The 21633-nt window shown below is 50.9% G+C and carries 21 protein-coding genes and 1 tRNA gene; 4 read left to right on the forward strand and 18 right to left on the reverse strand.

Translation table 11 applies throughout. The features are described 5' to 3' along the window. Window positions 1-26 precede the first annotated feature (26 nt). The 6 genes from ACFQ0F_RS06040 to ACFQ0F_RS06065 all read right to left on the reverse strand — a co-directional run bounded on the left by ACFQ0F_RS06040 (window position 27) and on the right by ACFQ0F_RS06065 (window position 4017). On the reverse strand, window positions 27-842 hold the full coding sequence (locus ACFQ0F_RS06040; RefSeq protein WP_379070169.1) for a hypothetical protein: 816 nt from the start codon (window positions 840-842) through the stop codon (window positions 27-29). Window positions 843-866: 24 nt separating this feature from the next. Beyond that, window positions 867-1811: a hypothetical protein gene (locus ACFQ0F_RS06045; protein WP_379070172.1), complete on the reverse strand. Its 945-nt coding sequence runs from the start codon at window positions 1809-1811 to the stop codon at window positions 867-869. A gap of 72 nt (window positions 1812-1883) precedes the next feature. Further along, on the reverse strand, window positions 1884-2249 hold the full coding sequence (locus tag ACFQ0F_RS06050; RefSeq protein WP_379070175.1) for a hypothetical protein: 366 nt from the start codon (window positions 2247-2249) through the stop codon (window positions 1884-1886). 87 nt (window positions 2250-2336) lie between these two features. Next, the gene (locus ACFQ0F_RS06055; protein ID WP_379070178.1) at window positions 2337-2933 is read right to left on the reverse strand and encodes a hypothetical protein; all 597 of its coding nucleotides are present in this window, start codon (window positions 2931-2933) and stop codon (window positions 2337-2339) included. 254 nt (window positions 2934-3187) lie between these two features. Beyond that, window positions 3188-3643 (reverse strand): hypothetical protein, encoded by a 456-nt coding sequence (locus ACFQ0F_RS06060; protein ID WP_379070181.1) that lies wholly within the window; start codon window positions 3641-3643, stop codon window positions 3188-3190. Window positions 3644-3732: 89 nt separating this feature from the next. Next, entirely contained in the window at window positions 3733-4017 is a 285-nt protein-coding gene (locus ACFQ0F_RS06065) for a hypothetical protein (protein WP_379070184.1), read from the reverse strand. A 331-nt stretch (window positions 4018-4348) separates the two neighbouring features. On the opposite strand from ACFQ0F_RS06065, the gene ACFQ0F_RS06070 reads away from it, so the two are divergent. Continuing rightward, window positions 4349-4579 (forward strand): tyrosine-type recombinase/integrase, encoded by a 231-nt coding sequence (locus tag ACFQ0F_RS06070; protein ID WP_449304927.1) that lies wholly within the window; start codon window positions 4349-4351, stop codon window positions 4577-4579. Between the two features lie 292 nt (window positions 4580-4871). On the opposite strand, the gene ACFQ0F_RS06075 is transcribed toward ACFQ0F_RS06070, so the two are convergent. Further along, window positions 4872-4962: transfer RNA gene (locus tag ACFQ0F_RS06075), tRNA-Ser, on the reverse strand. A 150-nt stretch (window positions 4963-5112) separates the two neighbouring features. Between ACFQ0F_RS06075 and ACFQ0F_RS06080 the strand changes: the two genes are divergently transcribed. From ACFQ0F_RS06080 to ACFQ0F_RS06090, 3 genes are all read left to right on the forward strand, one after another. Further along, entirely contained in the window at window positions 5113-6999 is a 1887-nt protein-coding gene (locus tag ACFQ0F_RS06080; protein ID WP_340675027.1) for a potassium transporter Kup, read from the forward strand. 125 nt (window positions 7000-7124) lie between these two features. Further along, window positions 7125-8996 carry a long-chain-acyl-CoA synthetase gene (locus ACFQ0F_RS06085; RefSeq protein ID WP_379070187.1) on the forward strand — a complete coding sequence of 624 codons (1872 nt, stop codon included), beginning with the start codon at window positions 7125-7127 and terminating at the stop codon, window positions 8994-8996. A 28-nt stretch (window positions 8997-9024) separates the two neighbouring features. Beyond that, window positions 9025-10392 carry a WS/DGAT/MGAT family O-acyltransferase gene (locus tag ACFQ0F_RS06090; RefSeq protein ID WP_379070190.1) on the forward strand — a complete coding sequence of 456 codons (1368 nt, stop codon included), beginning with the start codon at window positions 9025-9027 and terminating at the stop codon, window positions 10390-10392. 60 nt (window positions 10393-10452) lie between these two features. Here ACFQ0F_RS06090 and ACFQ0F_RS06095 read toward each other — a convergent pair whose 3' ends face one another. The 11 genes from ACFQ0F_RS06095 to fabF all read right to left on the reverse strand — a co-directional run bounded on the left by ACFQ0F_RS06095 (window position 10453) and on the right by fabF (window position 21587). Next, window positions 10453-12291, reverse strand: a complete 1839-nt coding sequence (locus ACFQ0F_RS06095) for an ABC transporter ATP-binding protein (protein WP_379070193.1) — start codon at window positions 12289-12291, stop codon at window positions 10453-10455. A gap of 28 nt (window positions 12292-12319) precedes the next feature. After that, window positions 12320-13276: a DUF5995 family protein gene (locus ACFQ0F_RS06100; RefSeq protein ID WP_379070196.1), complete on the reverse strand. Its 957-nt coding sequence runs from the start codon at window positions 13274-13276 to the stop codon at window positions 12320-12322. A 159-nt stretch (window positions 13277-13435) separates the two neighbouring features. Further along, window positions 13436-14365, reverse strand: coding sequence for an electron transfer flavoprotein subunit alpha/FixB family protein (locus tag ACFQ0F_RS06105; RefSeq protein ID WP_379070199.1), 930 nt, complete (start codon window positions 14363-14365; stop codon window positions 13436-13438). Between the two features lie 2 nt (window positions 14366-14367). Beyond that, complete coding sequence (locus ACFQ0F_RS06110; protein WP_340675033.1) at window positions 14368-15117, reverse strand: electron transfer flavoprotein subunit beta/FixA family protein; 750 nt, start codon at window positions 15115-15117, stop codon at window positions 14368-14370. A 169-nt stretch (window positions 15118-15286) separates the two neighbouring features. After that, the gene (locus ACFQ0F_RS06115; RefSeq protein ID WP_340675034.1) at window positions 15287-15931 is read right to left on the reverse strand and encodes a TetR/AcrR family transcriptional regulator; all 645 of its coding nucleotides are present in this window, start codon (window positions 15929-15931) and stop codon (window positions 15287-15289) included. Window positions 15932-16002: 71 nt separating this feature from the next. After that, window positions 16003-16812 carry a TatD family hydrolase gene (locus tag ACFQ0F_RS06120; protein WP_379070204.1) on the reverse strand — a complete coding sequence of 270 codons (810 nt, stop codon included), beginning with the start codon at window positions 16810-16812 and terminating at the stop codon, window positions 16003-16005. Next, window positions 16802-17809, reverse strand: coding sequence for a DNA polymerase III subunit delta' (locus ACFQ0F_RS06125; RefSeq protein WP_379070207.1), 1008 nt, complete (start codon window positions 17807-17809; stop codon window positions 16802-16804). Before ACFQ0F_RS06125 ends, ACFQ0F_RS06120 begins: the two co-directional genes overlap by 11 nt. Continuing rightward, window positions 17799-18458, reverse strand: a complete 660-nt coding sequence (gene tmk, locus ACFQ0F_RS06130; RefSeq protein ID WP_379070210.1) for a dTMP kinase — start codon at window positions 18456-18458, stop codon at window positions 17799-17801. Before tmk ends, ACFQ0F_RS06125 begins: the two co-directional genes overlap by 11 nt. Continuing rightward, window positions 18455-19465, reverse strand: a complete 1011-nt coding sequence (gene mltG, locus ACFQ0F_RS06135; protein WP_379070213.1) for an endolytic transglycosylase MltG — start codon at window positions 19463-19465, stop codon at window positions 18455-18457. Before mltG ends, tmk begins: the two co-directional genes overlap by 4 nt. Continuing rightward, window positions 19462-20352, reverse strand: a complete 891-nt coding sequence (pabC, locus tag ACFQ0F_RS06140) for an aminodeoxychorismate lyase (protein ID WP_379070216.1) — start codon at window positions 20350-20352, stop codon at window positions 19462-19464. The genes mltG and pabC overlap by 4 nt, the downstream gene beginning before the upstream one ends. Then, on the reverse strand, window positions 20349-21587 hold the full coding sequence (gene fabF / locus ACFQ0F_RS06145; protein WP_340675040.1) for a beta-ketoacyl-ACP synthase II: 1239 nt from the start codon (window positions 21585-21587) through the stop codon (window positions 20349-20351). Before fabF ends, pabC begins: the two co-directional genes overlap by 4 nt. Window positions 21588-21633: the final 46 nt, after the last annotated feature.

A 21633-nucleotide genomic window follows, 5' to 3' on the forward strand; every position in this document is an offset into this window, starting at 1 on the left:
GTTGTCCTCCAAAGAGCCCTAACGCCTCAAGCAGAGGCGCCAGTATCGCTGGCGTCCTGCTGACTTGACTTGTTAGCCCTTTCGATCAGTGATTTTCGACGTAGCCAAAACACTATAGCTCCTAGTGGAACTGAAGCAGACAAAACCCACGGTGCTGCTACGCCGCTGGCCGTTGCAGAAGCGCCTAACAATTGAACGCTTAATAATTGAAAAGCATACACACCATTTGTCCAATTAACCTGTATAGCGCCAAATCCTAGTAGAATAAAGATAACCCACAACCACTTTTTTCGTTCAATAGGCGTACGAATACATACAATTAGAGTGCATAAAATAAAGAGCGGTACTAAAACAGCTGCACACAGCACAAAATACTGCATTCCTGACTTTGAAGAAAAACCAAAAGCGTTGAGCTCTTTTTGGGAAATTTCAGTTTGGTATACGTTTAGGCCTATAACTTCATAGCCGTTATCAATTTTCTTCAGTGCAGTATTGGCGAGATTCCAACCGCTCTCGAACTCATATTCGAATGTGAAGTTACCTTGCCATTGCCCATTAAACACATTGACCTGCGAACCAATTATTTTTACTGACAATGGTTCACCTTGCCTGAAATATCCTGCCATTTCCTCTAGTAGCTCATCGGTAATTTGAGCTTCTATTTCTGGGCTCAAGATGCTCTTGACGTAAGTAAAGTCTCTACCTCGTAACTTCGATAAGTAATCTTCAGCAAAGTCGGATTCTTCTTTTGGGATAAACCTTTCACTCAATTCCTCTTGGCTACAAGACGAAAGGAAAAACATAAGGACTATCGAAATGATTGCTATGTGTAGATTGTGCATGGTTTCCTTCTGAGGGCTAACGCCTCAATCAGCCGACGCTTTAGCGGTCGGCTGCATTGATTTGTTAGCTTTCTTTGCTTTCTTATTCTTCCGTCTTAAGCGGTAGTTACTATACTTAGTCAGCACAGAGCCTAAGATTTTATAGAAAAACCAATTGTAATACTTAGCTTCAATTGTTTTTTTGTGTTCTGATTCATAGGTTTCATTGAACCAAGATTCAGTGTCATGTACGGAGATCTCAGAACAATTAAGTATGCCTGCTCCGACTTGCTCATAAAGATACTCTTCTAGGTTCTCTTTGGACGTTAGGCATTCTTTTGTTAAGCGGAAGTTTTTGAATTTTTTAATTTCATAGTCCCTTGGATAGATCGGGATAACTTCCTCTTTCCCGCTCTCAGTTTTTATATCAACGATGTACTTAGTATTTATTCCATATGCCTTTCCTTTATACGTTGCACGACGTGGATGTATTACTGCTGTAAGATGATTGTTAAAGAAGTCATAAACTGGATCCCAATTTTTAATCCAAGAACTAACCACGTACTTTCCGTCAGATGTCGAGAGTACTATCTTTTTTTTGGCTTTCTTGTCGTCAAAAATCTTATTGAGATCAATCCTGTTCATATTGATACTGTATAGATCAATAGCATCGTACTCTTTTTTAAAGGCTTCAAACGGTTTTAGTATTAGCGGGCTATCACCGAAATCTTCTACTTCTAAGTAGTAGTTATGCCCAATCTTTAGATATATTTTAAAAATTACTATCGCTCTATCTTTCAGGTTCTCAAGGGTGATGCTTGTCACGTATTGATCTTCACAATACACACTGCTTGAGCACATGCCAAAAGATGCGCGAACGCTTGCACCTGATTTTAAGAGGTAGGTTTTGACTGTGTATACAAGGGCAATAATCGAGACAATCAAAGCAACAATAGAGTTGATCACCGAAATTGCTGTGTCTATATCCATAGTACTCTTATCCTGAAAGCTAACGCACGCGCAGCCGTCCAGCGAACGCAGTGAGCGAGGTTGACGCGCTTGTTATGTGTTTTTATTTGCCAACGCATTTAGCAACCTTTCTTTTGTAATACGCTGATTATTATTGTACCAGTCATCAGAAGATTCTGCGCTAGATAGCGTTTTGTCGGTTTGTAAAGAAAGCCAACTTATAAAATCGATTTTGGAATCGAATGAAATAACTATACCTCGACTACTTTTATCTGGAACATTAATCTCATTATTAAGGTCAGCTTCACCATCTTGAAAATGAGTGTAGATGTAATTGCCATTTAGGAAAATAAACCCTGTGCCGCAATAATCTCGATGGTTGTTATTTATAGGACCAATCATTTCTAAATGGTTGGCAACCTTTTCAGCTAAATCATTACCATATTTTTTATTGAACATAGATAGCCTTACACATAACGTTTGGTTAAGGGGCGGGCTTTAGCCCGTCCCAGTGAGCGAAGCGAACGGTTTGAACTAGTTGTTAGCTTACGTGAACACGTTACTCATTTCGGTTTTGAGTAGTTCTTTGGCGCCACTTCTGGTGAGTGAGCCATGTGCAGCAATAATAGCCTCAAAGTCGAGGGTTAAAAGAGCCTCAAAATCTTTTTTGAGCGTTTCACCTTTTGGCGTTACGCGCTTCAGCCAAGGCCCTCCAATGTTTAGACCTGTTTTGAAGCCTAGTAACTTAAAGGCAAACTTTGTAAACCATGTGAAATAGCTCCAGTCAGAATGATATTGAATACTGTCGGTAGTTATTAATAGTTTGTGGTCTTTGATGAGAAGCGCTGCCTCTGGAAAAATGGCAGTTTCAAAAATGAAAAATTCGGAATTGCTGACAGGTCCAGTAGTGCTTGAGTTGATAATTTTTGTTGGGCTTGGTGACTTGTATGTTTCCTGGCCTTGCTGAGCCCAGAACTCACATTTGTATCTATTTAGGTAAAACTCATCGTCAAGACCGTGGAAGTCTCCCAGTCTGATTATTTTGCTCACCTTGCCAAGTAGATCTAAAGCTGCAAGGCCTTCCTCGTTCATGCGAACTGGATTAATTAATGTTAATTCTGAGCCGCTTTGTAGAATGACCATATTTCTGTTCATTCTCATACCGGGGCCCATCTTAATACTGCCATGCAGCAGAAATACGCCAGGGTATAAATTTTGTAATTGCTCGTGTGGGTATGCTGGTGGGTACATTACTCTTCCTTAAGCAAGCTAACGCCAAGCTAAGCGGCAGCCGGAGCAGCAAAGCTGCGTAGGGAACCGCAACCGGCGCGATAATGCGAAGCAGCGCCGGTGAAGGCTGTCCGACTTGAGCGCCTTGTTAGGCTCTTGATGGACATTCACTGAAAAACCCCAGCAGATCTAAAAAGATCTATCGTTGCGTTATTGGTTAAAGACTGTGTTGAGTCATTGCACTGCAAAATAGTATTGTCCTTACCTGAAACAATTATGATTGGCTGACCAATTAGCGGCTCGTTAATTCGGTATTCATAGCCACCATTATTGAAGGTAAGGAATGCGCCTTGCGGGAGAAGCCCGTACTCAAAATTTCCTTTTGGATGCTGATGAGTAGCCGGAAAATTAAATGTGATTTTATCCTTGGTTCCTGCTCGATACTGCACATACCCCGTTGTTTCAGTGACGGGCATTGATGCGCAAAGAGAGTAAATCTTCTTGCCTGTCTGGCAGGACCAGACGGCGTTCTCTTCTTTGCCACAAAGAGAACTTACTTCCGCGTAGGAAGATCCCGCTAGAAGAATAAATATGTATGGGACTGTGAGAGAAATCTTGTTCATGCGATTGAGAGCCTAACGATTAAGCTAAGGGGCCGCGGCACGCGGTCCCAGCGAATGAAATGAGCGACTTCAGCGCCTTGTTAGGCATTTTAACCGTGATCGTAATATTGTTTTTCAATGGCAATAAGTTTGCCCCCAAGTTCGGGCGTAAGTACAGAAGGATTCTGCTCAACGACCGTGCGGGCAATGATGCCTTTAAGATCTATGTTTCTCGTTGCTGTTCCGGTTGCAATCTCTTGCTTGATTTGACTCAGCCGCTCGATAAGAAAACGAAAGGCGCGCCCTTCATATTTGTCGAGCGCATGGCTGCCGCGCGTATGCTCTAAGGACGCAATGCACTCATCGATTGTGAGCGGATGGTCAGAGTTTTTCATGAAATGCCTAACTTAGTTTATACCGCAAGGTTGCGGCGTAATAATTTTGATCTGCTGCATAAGACGGGGTAGCGTGGGGAAAGTTCAAAGACATCAAAGCTTTGGAAACTTAAACACAGCACTCCTTGCCATCAAATACCGCACATCCTGTGTCGTAAAGCATGCCATGCCATTTTGTAGGCGACAATCTCGCTGCATAACAAAATTGACTGGCGAAACTAGGAAACCGTGACTAGCTTTAACTACATGATTCCACAAGGAAGCGGAAAGTCATTCATCAGCAGCCCCAGAAAAAGACCGCATCCCTGCCCCGCCATCATTGCTAGAGCAAGTGCTCCGCCGCTTACGGTGTAGGCAGCGGGTATTGCACACCTTACGGCACAGTTTTGAGACTCATTTGCTCATGGGTGGCTACGATATTCGCACGGTACAGGAGCTGCTGGACCACACCGATGTGTCCACCACCATGATCTATACGCATGTGCTGAACCAAGATGGTCGCGGGGTTATTAGTCCATTGGACAGCTGCGTTGGGCGGGCTACCGCCACTCAGTTGTCGTAGTGCAATGAGAGCGGTCCATCCTTGGAGTCATTGCGAAGAGGTGTTTGGCACATCCTAGCCAGTACACTGACGAAGGTGGTGTGCGGCCGCATTCCCTGCGAAAGCTACAGCTAGTTTGTAGCAAACAGCCTTTCATTTTGGCAAGCAGAATTTCTACGCCACCAAATGACATCATGAACGCTCAGATTCAAGCAAGCAGCCGCGTGGTGGGAAAAATTGTGGGATTTGAAAAAAAACACGGTTTCCAGAAACGCTAAAGCCCGCTGACTAGGCGGGCTTTAGGTACATCATTTGGCGGTGAGAGAGGGATTCGAACCCTCGATAGGCTATTAACCTATACACGCTTTCCAGGCGTGCTCCTTAAGCCACTCGGACACCTCACCGGGGTGCAATAGACGCTGCTATTGCGGGCGGCAATGCTAGCGGATGACTGCGGTGATGGCAAAGTGTTTTTCTCAAAGCTAGCGGTGGTAGACTCGCGCGACTAAGTAGCATGTCAACCGTTGCATCGCGTGTTGGCACTGAGGAAGCATATGTCTGCAGCACCATCCGATACACTCAAATCCAGTCAGTTAGCTTTAACCATCGGCGCTCTTGGCGTGGTGTTTGGTGATATCGGCACGAGCCCGCTGTATGCCATCAAGCAATGCTTCAGTGTTGTGCCCGGACTTGATATTACCCATGACAACGTCATCGGCATTTTATCCATGGTGTTTTGGTCGCTCACGCTCGTGGTATCGATTCAGTACATCACGCTCCTCATGCGTGCCAACAACAATGGTGAAGGCGGCATTATGTCGCTGATGGCGTTGGTGCTGCGTGGCCGCTATAAGCGACCGTGGGCTAGACCATTAATGATTGTTTTAGGCTTATTTGGTGCCGCACTCTTTTTAGGCGACGGCATGATTACTCCAGCCATTTCCGTACTCTCAGCTGCGGAAGGTCTGAAGGTCGTTTCGCCCGACTTTGAACCTTTTATTATTCCCATCACGCTTGCCGTCATTACCGTACTATTTACCTTACAACGCCATGGCACTGGCTCGATGGGCGCTTTCTTTGGCCCGGTGATGCTGCTTTGGTTCGGCACACTAGCCTTTCTCGGTGCCATAAATATCCGCCATGCGCCGGAAGTGCTCACCCTCATTAACCCGTATTGGGCAGTCATGTTTATTGAGGAACATGCCGGCGTATCAATGGTTATTTTTGGTGCCGTGGTGCTAACGATTACCGGTGGCGAAGCGATCTACGCCGACATGGGCCACTTCGGTCATCGCCCCATACGCCGTGCTTGGTTTTATATGGCGTTTCCAGCGCTAGTGCTCAACTATTGCGGCCAAGGCGCTCTGCTTTTAGAGAACCCAGCGGCTATTGAAAATCCCTTCTTTTTATTAGCTCCAGATTGGGCACTCTACCCTCTCATTATTTTCGCTACGCTTGCTACCGTTGTGGCATCTCAGGCCTGTATTTCAGGCGTATTTTCGATCGCCCGACAAGCCATGCTACTCGGCTATCTACCGCGCTTTGAAGTGCGCCATACATCCAATAAAGAAATTGGTCAGATCTACATCCCCTTCTTTAATTGGCTGCTATTTGTTGCAGTCTGCATCCTTGTGATGACATTCCAAAGCTCAGAAAACTTGGCGGCGGCCTATGGCATTGCTGTGACCATGACCATGACACTGGATGCCATATTACTTATCGTGGTGGCTATTAAAATCTGGCATTGGCGCCCTGAGCTCGCAGCGCTATTAATCGTGCCGTTTATTCTGCTCGATATCGCCTACTTCTCATCGACATCACTGAAAATCATCCATGGTGGTTGGCTACCTGTGCTGATTGGCATCAGTGCATTTTTCATTATGGCAACCTGGAAGCGCGGTCGCGACAGCGTGCAGACACGTTTAAATAATGAAACCATGCCGCTGTCACTATTCGTCAATAGTATTGGTGCTTCTGCTGGGCAGACTGTGCAAGGCACGGCAGTGTTTATGAATAGCTCGCTAGAGCAGGTGCCGCATGCGCTATTGCATAATATGAAGCACAACAAAATCATTCATGAACGCAATATTGTGCTGCGTATTGCTACTAAGGATGTGCCCTTTGTCGAAGACTCAGAGCGCCTGAGTATCAATGAGATCAGTCATCACTTTTATCTCATCACGGCGAACTACGGCTTTAAAGAGCAGCCTGACATCGAGCAAATTTTTGCACTCTGCCGCAATCATTCGCTGAATTTAGACGTTATGGATACCAGCTTCTTTGTTTCGCGCGAACACATTATTCCCAACAAAGAAAACCCTATGCACCGCTTGCGGCAAATGCTGTACATCGTCATGGCGCGCAACGCTGTGCCGGTGACTGACTTCTTTAGCATTCCTAGCAATCGCGTCGTGGAGATGGGCACGCAGATTCGACTGTGACGCCCATGCTGTCTTATCACTGTAGATAGCAGCTGAGGCAAAGTCAGCATGGCCATTAAGTAGACGCGCGCTTCGAGCCCAAGATGTGGCAAACTTGGTTCAATAAAAACAACAAGGAGCGCGCCATGCCACCACCAATAGAGCGCCCAACGCCGGCGGATTCAAAAGAATCCAATGTCAAAAAAGTAGGCCTGCGAGATATTGCTCGCGGCGCTTTTGCCGCCATTCCCGACCTACTCACGGTTAATCGTGGCCTATTTGGCCTAGCCACACTCAAGCCCGAATCTGAAATGTCCATTGGCCGCGTGCTAGAACGCTGGGCACGACAAACCCCCGACCGCGTTGCGGTGCAATGGCAAGACCGACGCTGGACTTATGCTGAGTTCAATAGCTGGGTCAATCGCCTAGCAGCCAGCTTCTCGCATCATGGCGTGCATAGCGGCGATACCGTCGCCATCTTGGCTGAAAATAGCCCCATGCAACTAGCCTGTGTCGCTGCTGCGGTGAAGCTTGGCGCAGTCGCCGGCATGCTCAATTTCAACCAACGCGGTGATGTCTTGCGTCATAGCATCGACCTCGTGAAGCCTCGCATTTTGGTTCTCAGCGATGAGTGTAGCGATGCGCTAAAAAGCACAGGCTTAAGCTTTGAGACTCGCCCCGATATCGGTTTTTTTTGGGTGCAAGGCCAAGGTCATGCGCCCAGTGAAAGCGCCGACTGCCCCGTGGGCTTTACCGACTTAGCGCGCGATGCCGGCCGTCGCCGCAGCATCAACCCTGAAAGCACGCGCCATGTGCAAGCCCGCCAGCCCTGCTTCTTTATCTTCACGTCGGGTACGACCGGCCTACCAAAAGCCTCGGTGATGACGCATTACCGCTGGCTCGCCTCGATGGCCGGCGTCGGCAACGCCACCCTACGCCTACGCAGCGATGACGTGTTTTATTGCTGCCTGCCGTTCTACCACAACAACGCGCTCACCGTGGCCTGGGGCTGTGTGCTGTCGGCTGGCGCAACTCTCGCCATCGATCGCAAGTTCAGCGCCAGCCAGTTCTGGGATCGCCTACGCCATTACCGCGCGACTGGCTTCACCTATATTGGCGAACTGCTGCGCTATCTACTCAACCGCGATCCGCTCGACAATGACACCATGCACGACGTTCGCCTGATTACCGGCAATGGCCTGCGCCCAGAAATCTGGAAGCAGTTCCAGCAGCGCTTCGGCATCGAGCGGATTTACGAATTTTATGGGGCTAGCGAGTCCAACATTGGCTTTATTAATGCCTTTGGTGTCACTGAAACCGCCGGCTTTTCGCCTCTACCATTCGCCATCGTGCAGTTTGACGCTGACAGTGATGAGCCCGTGCGCAATACCAAGGGCCGATTAGTCAAAGTGAAAAAAGGCGGCGTCGGCTTATTGATTAGCGAAGTCAGTGAACGCCGACCTTTCGATGGCTATACCGACCCGGAAGCCGGTGAGAAAAAAATGCTGCGCGATGTCTTCAAAAAAGGCGACTGCTATTTCAACACTGGCGACTTAGTGCGCGACCAAGGCATGCGCCATATTCAGTTTGTTGACCGCGTTGGCGACACTTTCCGCTGGAAAGGCGAAAACGTCGCCAGCACCGAAGTTGAAGGTGCATTGGCCAGCGTTAGTAGCATCGCGCATGGTGCAGTCTATGGCGTATCTGTACCCGGCTGCGATGGCCGAGCAGGCATGGCAGCCATCACGCTCAAGCCCGGCATGAGCTTCGATGGCAAGGAAGTAGCTGCAACATTGATTGCCTGCTTACCACGCTACGCCGTCCCTGTATTCATACGCATACAGCCCGAGCAAGAAACCACCGGCACCTTTAAGTATCGCAAAGTCGAGCTCAAGCAAACTGGCTTCGACCCGAAAACTGTCGATGACGTTTGGCTCTTACTGCCACGCGAAAATATTTACGTGCCGCTGACGAAAAAAACCTTTGCCGATATTCACGCAGGACGCATTCAGCTCTAAGAGCTGAGCAGATATAAGGATAGCTACTATGACGCCACTTTCACCACCCGATAATATGTTTTTGCTCTTAGAGCGCCGCAATCAGCCCATGCACGTTGGCAGCTTATTGCTGCTCTCACCGCCCGAAGATGCCGGCCCCAACTACGCCCAAGAGCTTGCCGAATGGGCATTGTCGTATCGTCGCGCGCAGCCGCCATTCAACCAAAAGCTCACTAAGCGCTTCGGCATACCCTTTTGGGAAGAAGATACCGAGTTCGATTTAGAGGCGCACTTTCACCACATTTCGCTGCCTAAGCCCGGTCGTATTCGTGAGCTTTTAGCCATCGTTTCAAAGTTGCATAGCGGCCTGATGGATCGCGCCAAGCCCTTGTGGGAAATCTACATTATCGATGGTGTCGAGGATGGCCGAGTCGCCGTCTACAGCCGTATTCATCACGCACTCATCGATGGTGTCGCTGGCATGCGCATGTTGCAAAAAGGCATGTCGCCAGACCCGCTCTGCCGCGACACCGTGCCTTTTTGGGCGATGCCGCCACGAAAAAAAGCTGCGCCAGAAGGCGTTGTCGCTAATGTCACAGCGCCTATTTCAAAAGCCAGTAAAGCTATGGGGGCGATTCGTGATCAAGCCGCCACTTGGCCACGCGTGACCAAAGAAATCATCAAATCGATTAAGGCTCGTGGCAATGATGCCGATTATGTCTCGGTGTTTCAGGCGCCACGTTCGATTTTGAACCAACCAATCAGCGCCTCGCGTCGATTCGCTGCCCAGTCATGGGACTTACCACGCATCAAAGCTACCGCTAAAAAGCATAACGCTACGCTCAACGACATTGTTTTGGCCATGTGCGCGAGTGCATTACGCCGTTATTTGACCGACTTAAATGCCCTGCCCGACAAGCCTTTAGTAGCGATGGTACCGGTGTCTTTGCGCAAAGATGACTCCGATGGCGGCAACCAAGTCGGCATGGTGTTAGCGAACTTGGCCACGCATCTGAGCCATCCGCTCGAGCGTCTCGATGCCATTGCGCGTTCAGTGCAAAACAGCAAAGACCGCTTCGCCAACATGAGCCAGCTGGAAATCATGAACTACGTTGGCACCGCACTGGCCGTCAGTGGCATCAATATGGCAACTGGCATCGCGCCAACTTGGCAGGCGTTTAATATCGTCATCTCTAATGTGCCGGGCCCGCGCGAAACGATGTACTGGAATGGCGCCAAGCTCGAAGGCATTTATCCGGTCTCTATCGCCATGGATGGTCAAGCGACCAATATCACCGTGGTGAGCTATGCCGAGAAGTTTGAGATTGGCATTATTGCTTGTCGGCGCACGCTACCGCATATGCAGAAGTTGCTGGCGTATTTGGAAGAGGGTTTGGTGGAGTTGGAAAACGCTTAAGCCTTCTGGGACGAGTATTGAGTTAGGCGAGGGAATGCGGCACGTCTCTCGCCTAACTACTTACTCAGCGATATCGCCTGGATCTAAAAAACCACCGGACTGGCGCGCCCATAGCTGCGCATAAAGGCCGCCAGCTGCCACTAGCTCATCGTGCGTACCAACTTCAATGATGCGGCCCGCATCCATCACCACCAGCCTATCCATGGCGGCAATGGTCGATAGCCTATGTGCGATGGCAATCACAGTCTTACCTTCCATCAAGCGATACAGATTTTCCTGAATCGCCGCCTCAACTTCTGAATCCAGCGCCGACGTTGCCTCATCGAGAATTAAGATCGGTGCGTCTTTCAGCATCACGCGCGCAATGGCCACGCGCTGGCGTTGGCCGCCCGAAAGCTTCACCCCACGCTCGCCTACATGTGCGTCATAGCCGGTGCGGTCCTTGGCATCCTTTAGCAACAAGATGAACTCATGCGCCTGCGCCTTACGCGCCGCCGCCTCGGTCATCTCCTGTGTCGCATCAGGACGGCCATAGCGCAAGTTCTCGCTCACCGAACGATGCAGCAATGACGTGTCTTGCGTAACCATACCAATCTGTGCGCGCAAGCTGTCTTGCTGCACATCGGCAATATTCTGGCCATCGATGACAATGCGCCCGCCAGCCACATCATAGAAACGCAGCAGCAAATTCACCAAGGTCGACTTGCCGGCACCTGAGCGCCCGACTAAACCAACTTTCTCACCAGCGGCAATGCGCAGGCTCAAATCCGCAATCACGCCACTTTGCTGGCCATAATGAAAGCTCATTTTGTCAAAAATAATCTCACCACGCGGCACACTTAAAACGGCCGCATCAGGCTTATCTTCAACCACTTGCGGTACCGAAATTGAGCCAATGCCATCCTTCACGGTGCCGATGTTTTCAAACAGCGATCCTATTTCCCACATAATCCATTGCGACATGCCCGATAGGCGCAGCACCAAACCTAAGGCCAAGGCCACCGCACCAACCGATATTTCAGCCCCTAGCCATAGCCAAATCGCCAAACTGCCAACACTGAGCAAGAGCGCGGCATTGAGGCTATAGAGCGATAAGTTCAACCATGTTACTAAGCGCATTTGCGCATAGACCGTGACCAAAAACTCACCCATACCCTCTCGGGCATAGCTCGCCTCACGCTGGGCGTGCGAAAACAATTTCACCGTCTGAATATTGGTGTAGCTATCGACAATACGCCCCGTCATTTGCGAGCGCGCATCGGCCTGTAGCTGGGCTACGCGCCCCATACGCGGCACAAAAAACTTCAGCATCAATAAATACAATAGCAACCAGGCAACTAGCGGAATGGCCAAACGCCAATCGGCATTAGCAAATAACACCAATGTGCCCAAGAAATAGACCACGATGTAGTTCAATACATCGAGCAGTTTGATCACGCACTCGCGCACCGCTAGTGCGGTTTGCATTAGCTTGGTGGCGATGCGACCAGCAAACTCATCTTGATAAAACGCCATGGACTGACGCAACAAATACCGGTGTACCAACCAGCGGATGCGCATCGGGTAATTGCCCATCAGGGTTTGATGGTTCAGCAGCGAATGCGCAGTGACTAATAGCGGCAGGCCCAAAGCCACGGCGGCCATGGAGATGAGCTGCCAGCGCTGCGCCTCCATAAAAGAATCGCGACTTTGCACCGAGAGCCAATTAACGATGTCGCCCAGAAAGCTAAAAAGCCAGACTTCAGCAATGGCCACCAGCGTCATCAAGGCCGCGCCCATGAGCAAATACGGCCATGCACCACGAGTGAAATATAAGCAAAATGCCAACAGCTCACGCGGTGGTTGCGTTAGCTGTTGCTCAGGAAAAGGATTTAAGCGGCGTTCAAACCAAGAAAACATGCCCTGCCTCGATAAATAAACAAGGCGGCTACTCTACCAGTGCAGCCTCACAATAGGCATCCCGCAGACTACGACGCTGTGGTGTTTCACCCACTTTCATGGCTATTGCAGTGAGATTTGCCTGCAACTCGATGCTCTCATGCGTTAACGATTGCCAAGTTGGCTCTTGCGATACAGAGAGTCGTTCGGCATTGCGCCAAACACCCTCTCGCCAAACAGCGACTAATTGTTGCGAAACCAAATTAACCGGCAAACCAAGATTTGCCACAATCGTCATCAGCGGATCATAACGCCGTCCAACTTCTCGCACGATGATGGGATAGGCTGTATTGAGCACGGTATTGAAGCGATCATGATCACGCTTACGGCTTTTGCCATTGGGCAGAGTTAAGCCGGTATTGGCCACTGCAAATGGCATATCGCGCTGCACATGAGCATTAATCGCGAGCAACATATCGTGGCCGCCACTCCAATTGCCACTATTCGCCGCATCCATAGCCGTTTGCCAAGCCGGTGCAATCGGCTTACCTGCCAGATGATCGGTGATCATCTCGTCGTAAAGTGCATAGAACTGCAGCGCCTCAAAGCCAAGGCCTGCAGGGTCATCAAAAACGCTGGGATCTTCTTCTAGTTGCAAGCGCGTTTGCTTCGTTAGCAAACGATACACCGTAGGGAAAACGGCGCGATGATCACAGCCGAAAAACTTCTCCCACTCCGCTAACTTGCTCTCCACCCAGCGCACACAAATTAGGCCATCAGCACCACAACGCTCGGCATAATCAGACGCAGGATCGGTTGCTACTAGCGGTGGAAGTAAGTCAGTGAGGGGAATATTGATCGATGGCTCAGCACGCGCAGCGCTGGCGCTATCAGTTGCAGCTGGCGTGCTCACGGCAGTGTCAGATGCGGCGCGGCTATCGCCACCGCAAGCTGACAATACACTGATTATGCTGATGAGGAAGAAGCTAGAAACGTAACGGTTCATGTGATCGCTCATGCCATTTTTTATTATTAATGCGTAGACTCTACAACGACTAAACAAAACCACCAAATGTTGAGTTTCTTCGAAAAAATCTAGACATAAAAAACGGGCCACTAGGACCCGTTTTTGACAAACCGCTAGCGCCCTAATGAGCGCGAGCTATTAAATCAGTTTGTCGAGCTGCGGCACGATGTCGAAGAGATCGCCCACGATGCCGTAATCGGCAACGGAGAAAATCGGAGCATCTTCATCTTTGTTGATCGCAACAATAACTTTCGAGTCTTTCATGCCAGCTAAATGCTGGATGGCACCGGAGATACCAACCGCAATGTAGAGCTGTGGAGCAACGACTTTACCAGTCTGACCGACTTGCATGTCGTTAGGCACAAAGCCAGCATCAACCGCGGCGCGCGAAGCACCAACAGCTGCGCCAAGTTTATCGGCCAATGAATAAAGCAAGTTGAAGTTCTCGCCATTGCCCATGCCACGACCGCCAGAAACGACGATTTTAGCACCGGCTAATTCTGGACGATCCGACTTAGCTAGCTCTTCGCCAACGAAGCTTGATTTACCAGCATCTTGCGCTGAAGCCACAGCTTCAACTGCAGCCGAACCACCTTCAGCTGCGGCAGCGTCAAAGCCTGTAGGGCGCACGGTGATGACTTTGATGTCTTCAGTCGATTGCACAGTAGCAATGGCGTTACCAGCGTAGATAGGACGCTCGAAAGTATCAGCAGAGATAACTGCTGAGATTTCCGAGATTTGCGATGCATCTAGCAAAGCGGCTACGCGTGGCAGAATATTTTTGCCGTTGGTAGTCGCTGGAGCCAATACGTGGCTATAGGACTTGCCGAGTTCAGCAATCAGCAGCGCCACGTTTTCTGGCAGCTGATGCGCGTAAGCAGCGTTATCAGCCAATAAAACTTTGCTCACGCCAGCAATTTTAGCGGCGGCATCGGCAGCAGCTTGGCAGCCTTGGCCAGCAACCAACACATGCACATCGCCACCGATTTTCACGGCAGCTGTCACTGTGTTTAAGGTTGCGCCTTTGATGGACGCGCTATCGTGTTCTGCAATAATTAAAGTGGCCATGATTAGATCACCTTCGCTTCGTTTTTCAGTTTATCGACCAGCTCTTCAACAGTTTTCACCTTGATGCCAGCGCTACGCTCAGCAGGGGCATTCACTTTTACTGTTTTCAAACGTGGCGTGGTATCGACACCGTAGTCACCAGGTGCTTTCGTATCCAGCTGCTTTTTCTTTGCTTTCATGATGTTTGGCAGCGACGCATAGCGTGGCTCGTTCAAACGCAAGTCGGTAGTAATTACCGCAGGCAATGTCAGCTCAACGGTTTGCAAACCACCGTCGATTTCGCGAGTCACTTTGGCTTTATCGCCAGCGACTTCTACGACTGAAGCAAATGTGCCTTGGGCAAAACCAGCCAACGCAGCCAGCATTTGGCCAGTTTGGTTGTTATCACCATCGATGGCTTGCTTACCTAAAACAACCAAACCAGGCTGCTCTTCATCGCAAATTCCTTTCAGAATTTTCGCGATAGCCAGCGGCTCAGCGACGTCATCGGTTAGCACCAGAATGGCACGGTCGGCACCTAGGGCCAGAGCAGTACGCAGTTGTTCTTGCGCAGCTTGTGGACCAACAGTGACCGCAATAATTTCAGTAGCGATGCCTTTCTCTTTCAGACGAACAGCTTCTTCTACCGCGATCTCACAGAACGGGTTCATGGCCATTTTGACATTGGCCAGCTCCACGCCGGAGTTATCCGCTTTCACGCGAACTTTGACGTTGTAATCGACAACGCGTTTGACAGCGACAAGAACCTTCATGGAATCCTCAGCTATTTAACGATTTAAACGAATGATGAACATGACGAGAAAAGGCGCGCAGCGCGCACAGACTGCTCTCGAAAGGCTCGGTATCTTGCAGTGTGATGCTTTAACGGTCAACCTGCCGACCGACGAAATACTCTTTAATTGCAAGCAAAGCGATTAAAAATCAATGCTTTGGCTTTTTACCCAAAACTTGTTTATTACCCATGCGGACAGCCACATTAAGCAAAAAGTCTAGAAATGGCTCTTTTTCACCAATAAATTGCGTGTAAAAGCCCGACTTAGTTAAGGCAGATGCGCCATGAGCTAAGGCCCATGCCGCAGCGATATGCCAAGACGGTGGCACATCGGCGAGCTTACCCGCCTTAATTTGCCCTTCCACCATGGCATACAGCGTATCCACGTTTGACGAACGGATAGCATGCAATTTCTCTAGCATGGTAGGCACAGCGCCATCGGCTACTAGTTTGCTTTCTAGGCGCTCAAACAATAAGTATTTGTCGGCATCCTTCACGCGAAAAGTGAAATATTCGCGCACCAAAGTTTGCTTGTCTTCGGTCATGTCGATGCGAGCGAACATGTCCGCCAACTCATCTTCATAGCGGATCATTAACAACACATAGATTTCGTTTTTTGTTTCGAAATGCTTATAGATAGTGCCTTTGCCAATACCCACTTTGTCGGCAATCATTTCTACCGTGACTTTATCTTCGCCATGCTCAATGAATAGCGCTTGTGCACAATCGAGAATGTCTTGTTCACGCTGACGAAATTCGCGCGCTTTTTGCGTGGCTTTGGCTAAGTCACTCATGCCAGCTCCTTGTGTCAACGAGAGATCCATATTCCCTCGTAGTCGGGCAAATAATCTATGAAGACAGGAGTTTAGTCTGCCATGGACCTTGGTGCTAGTACCAAGGGTGAGAGCGACTTCAGACCAAATAAGCGTTTGAAGTTCTCTGTGGTTGCTTCAGCCAACGCCTCCACACTCAAGCCACGCAGTTCAGCAATATGAGCGGCAGTATCTGGTAAGTACGCCGGCTCGTTTGGCTTGCCGCGATTAGGCGTAGGTGCCAAATACGGCGCGTCAGTTTCAATCAGCAAGCGATCGAGCGGAATGCGCTTAGCCACTTCTTTCAATTCCAGCGCTTTATTAAAAGTCACAATGCCTGAAATCGAGATGTAATAGCCCAAGTCCAGCGCTGCCTCGGCGGTCGCCCAGTCTTCAGTAAAACAATGCATCACCGCACGCTCTGCACCTTCGCGGCGCATTTGTGCCAGCACATCATCACGCGATGAACGGGTATGAATAATCAAAGGTTTAGCGGTCTGGCGAGCGACTTCAATATGCGTAGAAAATAGAGCCTGCTGCTGTTCGCGTGTGCTGGCATCGTGAAAATAGTCCAGGCCAGTCTCGCCAATGGCGACCACACGCGGATGCTGTGCGAGCTTTAGCAACTCAGTCACGCTAGGCGCATGCGCGTCGGTATGACACGGATGCACGCCAATACTCAGAGACACATCAGCATGCTGATCGGCAATCGCACACAGGTCGCTAAACTTCTCGGTTTCCACACTCACGCAGAGAAAATGCTCAACGCCGCGAGCACGAGCGGCATCCAGCGCGCGCGCCAACGAGCCATCGTGGCGGTCGAGTTTGAGCATGTCTAAATGGCAATGACTATCAACGAACATGATGGCCTCCTTGACGAGTTGCACGCGCCCAATGCAACCAAAGATTATCGAGAATAGTGGCGGCAGCAACGTTGGTGTCATCGAGCAAGCGGCGTGCTTCCACGGCCTGCCACAGTGTTTCTAGCAAGCATTGCGCATTGATTTCAGCGAGCTTTTGCAGCGATGGCAGATCGCTATGGCGCACCGGCAACTCTGGCGCTAAGCCCTGCTGCACGGCGTCATCGAGCAGGCTTTGCCAGGCGGTGATTTGCTCAATCGGGTTCACTTTAGTGAACTGCTGAGCCGCAGTTAATGGCTGCTCAGCGCCACTGCCCACCGCCAGCAAGGCGTCGAGAATAGGCTGGCGCTGAACAAACCATGGTGACTCACTCAAGGCCAAGGCCGCCAATGGCGCACCACGTGCTAAACCCAATAATGTCTCGGCCATCGCCGGCACACTCAGCTGCGGACGCAACCACGCTAGCGCATCTTCTTCGTCAGGCAAGCTCAACGGCAGCAGCTGGCAGCGGCTACGGATAGTCGCTAGTAAGGCCGTGGGCTGATCAGTCAGCAGCAAAAATACGCAGCGCTGACCGGGCTCTTCCAAGGTTTTCAACATGGCATTGGCCGATGAGGTGTTCAGCGCATCAGCAGGATCAATGATGATGACGCGATAACCCTGCATTTGCGCCGTTTGCGAAGCAAAGCTGACAACAGCGCGCGCCTGATCAATCTTGATAACTTTGCTGACTTTATCGCCATCGGTCTCAGGGCTTAGCACGTAATAGTCTGGATGTGTGCCAGCGGCTAAGAGCTGGCAACCTCGGCATTGGCCGCAAGCCGCATCAAGCGATGGCGTTTGACACAACATACGCGCAGCAAAGGCATCGGCTAGACGGCGTTTACCAGTGCCTGCTGGAGCAGCAAAGAGCATGGCATGCGGCAGGCGCTCGGCATTCAACAAACGATTAAGCGAGGCCCAAATACCCTGCTGCCAGGGATATACATCAGTCAACATGGTGAATCTCACAATGGGCAATATGGGCCGATAGGACACTGGCAACATCACGCTGCACGGCGGCCAATGCTTGGCCTGCATCAATGCGTTTCATACGCTCAGGCTCGGCCTCAGCACGTGCCAAATAGCTAGCTCGCACGCGCTCAAAAAAACTCAGCTGTTCTTGCTCGAAGCGATCAAGTGCCGCGCGCTCACTGGCGCGGCTCATGCCAGTGGCAACATCAACATCGAGCAGTAAGGTGAGTGCCGGGCCTTGAGCCTTTAGCACGAGTTCAGAGAGGCTATCGATCAACCCTACATCAAGACCGCGGCCACCGCCTTGATAAGCATAAGTAGCATCTAAAAAGCGATCGCAGAGCACCCAAGCGCCACGCTGCAATGCCGGCAAAATCACTTGCTGCCAATGCTGTGCGCGACCGGCAAAGAGCAATAGTAGCTCGGCGTCGGGCGCGACTTTTTCATCGCGGGGTGCCAGTAGTAATTCGCGAATAGTTTCCGCCAATGGCGTACCGCCGGGTTCACGTGTGACCACTAGTTCACGGCCTGTTGCGCGCAGCAGCTCAGCCATCGCGGCAAGATTGGTGCTTTTGCCGACGCCCTCACCGCCCTCTAGGGTGATGAAACGTGGCCACGAATGATGCTTACTCATTGACGCTGATACTTATTCACCGCGTTGTTATGCTCTTTTAGCGTCGCGGAAAAAATATGACGGCCCTTGCCATCGGCAACAAAGAAGATCGCATCGCTCTCGGCAGGATGCATCGCGGCATGAATCGATGCGCGACTCGGCAAAGCAATCGGGCTCGGTGGCAAACCATCAATGCGATAGGTGTTGTAGTCGGTGGCTGCACGCAGGTCTTTGCGCGAGATATTGCCGCGAAAAGCCTCACCCATGCCATAGATCACGGTGGGGTCGGTTTGCAGGCGCATACCAATTCTCATACGTCGTACAAAAACGCCGGCTACTCGCGCGCGCTCATCATTGCGCGAGGTTTCTTTTTCAATAATCGACGCCATGATTAACGCTTCATAAGGCGTTTTATAGGGCAAGTCAGGCGCGCGCGCAGCCCACTCTGCCGCCAAAATACGTTTTTGACGCAGGTATAGTCGGCGCAAAATATCGATATCGCGAGAGTCGTCATCCATCACATAGGTATCAGGTGCAAACAAACCTTCGGGATGTGACTCCTCTGCGCCTATGGCCGCCAATACCTGCTCGTCTGTCATTTCGGCAACGCCATGGCGCACGTCATCGCGTGCGGCAATAGTCGCCAGCAAGTCGCTGTAACGCGTGCCCTCGATCACCAGCATCGCCGGCGTGCCATCGGGAGCCTGCGATAGCCGTGACACCAGCTGCTCAAGCGTCATTGGTGGGCGAAAGTTAAATACGCCCGGCAGCAAAACTTCTTCGCCGGGTCGTAAAAACAGATAGGCTCGCAAGGACCATTGGCTGTGAATAATGCCTTGATCGCTGAGCTGAGTTGCGACTTGCTGCCAGTGACTGCCTCGCGCCACGCGCAGCTTCACACCTTCGGTGGGCAAGGTGACCGATTGCAGAAAAATGCGATAGGCAATAATAGCGAGCACGACCAAAACAGCCATTAACAACCAGCGGCGTTTACGAATCGGCTTTTTTGGGGCAGCGAGTGTACTCATGCGTTAGCAAACCACGGGGCAATGATGTCTTGGCATTGTCGGGTGATTGCATCGATTCGCCAAGCCTTATCGTGGCTAGTGGCGCTTTCATTGCTCGAACCAACGGGTATGAGCTGCTCTTGTCCTGATAACCAACGCCGTACCGGCCACAAACCATTGACGCTATTAACGAAGAAAATGGCGTCGGCGCTGAGTAAGTCTGCGCGCGTAAAATCCCCAACAACTGCGGCGATACCATGCTCTGAGCAAGCATCAAGCAAGGCATCACGAAGTACCCCACGCACGCCACATCGGCCCAACGCTGGCGTGTGTAATTCACCATCGCGGACAAAAAATAGGTTGCTAAACACGCCTTCGATAACGCGCCCAGACTGGTCATATACCACGGCTTCTTGGCATTCAGGCGTAGCGCTGAGCTCTTGCCGTAGCAACACTTGCTCGAGTCGATTGCTGTGTTTAATGCCCGCCAACGCTGGCTGCTCGGCCAATCGTAGACTAGCCTCAGACATGCAAATGCCCTGTTCCGCCCAATCGCGTGGCGGCATCGGCTCATCGAACCAATGCAATATCAATACTGGCTGGCAGATGCTAGGGCGAGCATAGCCACGGCCGCCGGAGCCGGCGCTGACTTGAATTCGCAAGATGCCATGGTGGCGATTAGCTAAAAATGACGTTACATGGGCTCGCCAAATGGACTCATCTGGCAGGCCTAAACGCTCGCAGCCTACGCTAAGGCGCGCCCAATGCTGCTCCATGAGCACTGGCCTGCCTGCCAAGACTCGTACGGTCTCAAACAGGCCATCGCCATAGCGCAGGCTGCGATCATCGCTGGCGATGGCATCGAGCTGCTCAGCGCCGCGCCAGACGCTCACCGTTAGCTGCGTCACAGACGCCGAAACACCAACGAGGCATTGGTGCCACCAAAGCCAAAAGAGTTCGATACCACGACATCGACACGCTGCTCACGCGCGGTATTCGGCACATAGTCGAGACGGCATTGTGGGTCGACATTATCGAGGTTGATGGTTGGCGGCACGATCTGGTCACGTATCGCCAAGACACTGAAAATCGCCTCTACGCCACCGGCTGCACCGAGCAAATGCCCAGTCATCGATTTCGTCGAGCTTACTGCCAGTTTTGTAGCGTGGTCGCCAAACACTTGTTCAATGGCAAGCGACTCAGCGACATCGCCGGCTGAAGTTGAAGTGCCATGCGCATTGATATAGTCCACTTGCTCAGGATTCAGCCCAGCATCTTTTAACGCATTACGCATGGCCGCTGCTGCACCGGCACCATTTTCAACGGGGGAAGTCATGTGAAAGGCATCTTCGCTCATGCCAAAACCCACAAGCTCAGCGTAAATTCTGGCGCCACGAGCTTGTGCATGCTCTAGCAGCTCGAGCATCACCACGCCAGCGCCGTCGCCCATGACAAAGCCATCACGGTCGCGGTCAAATGGCCGACTGGCAGCTGCAGGGTCATCGTTGCGAGTCGATAGCGCGCGCGGTGCAGCAAAGCCCGCCAAACCCAATAAACTAACGGCCTTCTCAGCACCACCAGCAAGCACGGCATCGGCATCGCCATAGGCAATCATGCGTGCCGCCATGCCAATGCTGTGAGTACCAGTCGTGCAGGCTGTCGCGATCGCAAGATTTGGCCCTTTAAGACCAAAGCGAATAGCCAACATGCCCGCTGCCATATTGACGATGGAGCCAGGCACAAAAAATGGCGACACTTTGCGTGGGCCACCCTCAAGTAAATTCGTATGGGTAGATGTAATAGTGTTTAAACCACCAATACCCGAGCCCAACACGACACCAACACGGTCGCAATTAGCCTCTGTAATCTCAAGACCAGAGTCTTTCATGGCCTGACAGCCTGCTGCGAGGCCATACTGAATAAAGCCATCGATGCGCCGCGCTTCTTTCGCAGGCATATAATCATCGACAATAAAATCAGGCACTTGACTGGCAAACTGAGTAGTCAAAGCGCTGCAATCAAAATCCGTGACCGTGCGTATACCGCTTTGACCGGCTTTAATGCCCTGCCAGGTCGACTCTACACTGGCGCCAAGGCCGGTAAGCATGCCCAAACCTGTGACCACTACGCGACGCTTTGCCATGTATTTCTCCACTCTCTGACACGAAAAAGCCGCAGGAGCGCAAACG

Origin of the sequence: Paraperlucidibaca wandonensis, assembly GCF_042677145.1 — a bacterium.
Classification (GTDB): Bacteria; Pseudomonadota; Gammaproteobacteria; order Pseudomonadales; family Moraxellaceae; genus Perlucidibaca; species Perlucidibaca wandonensis.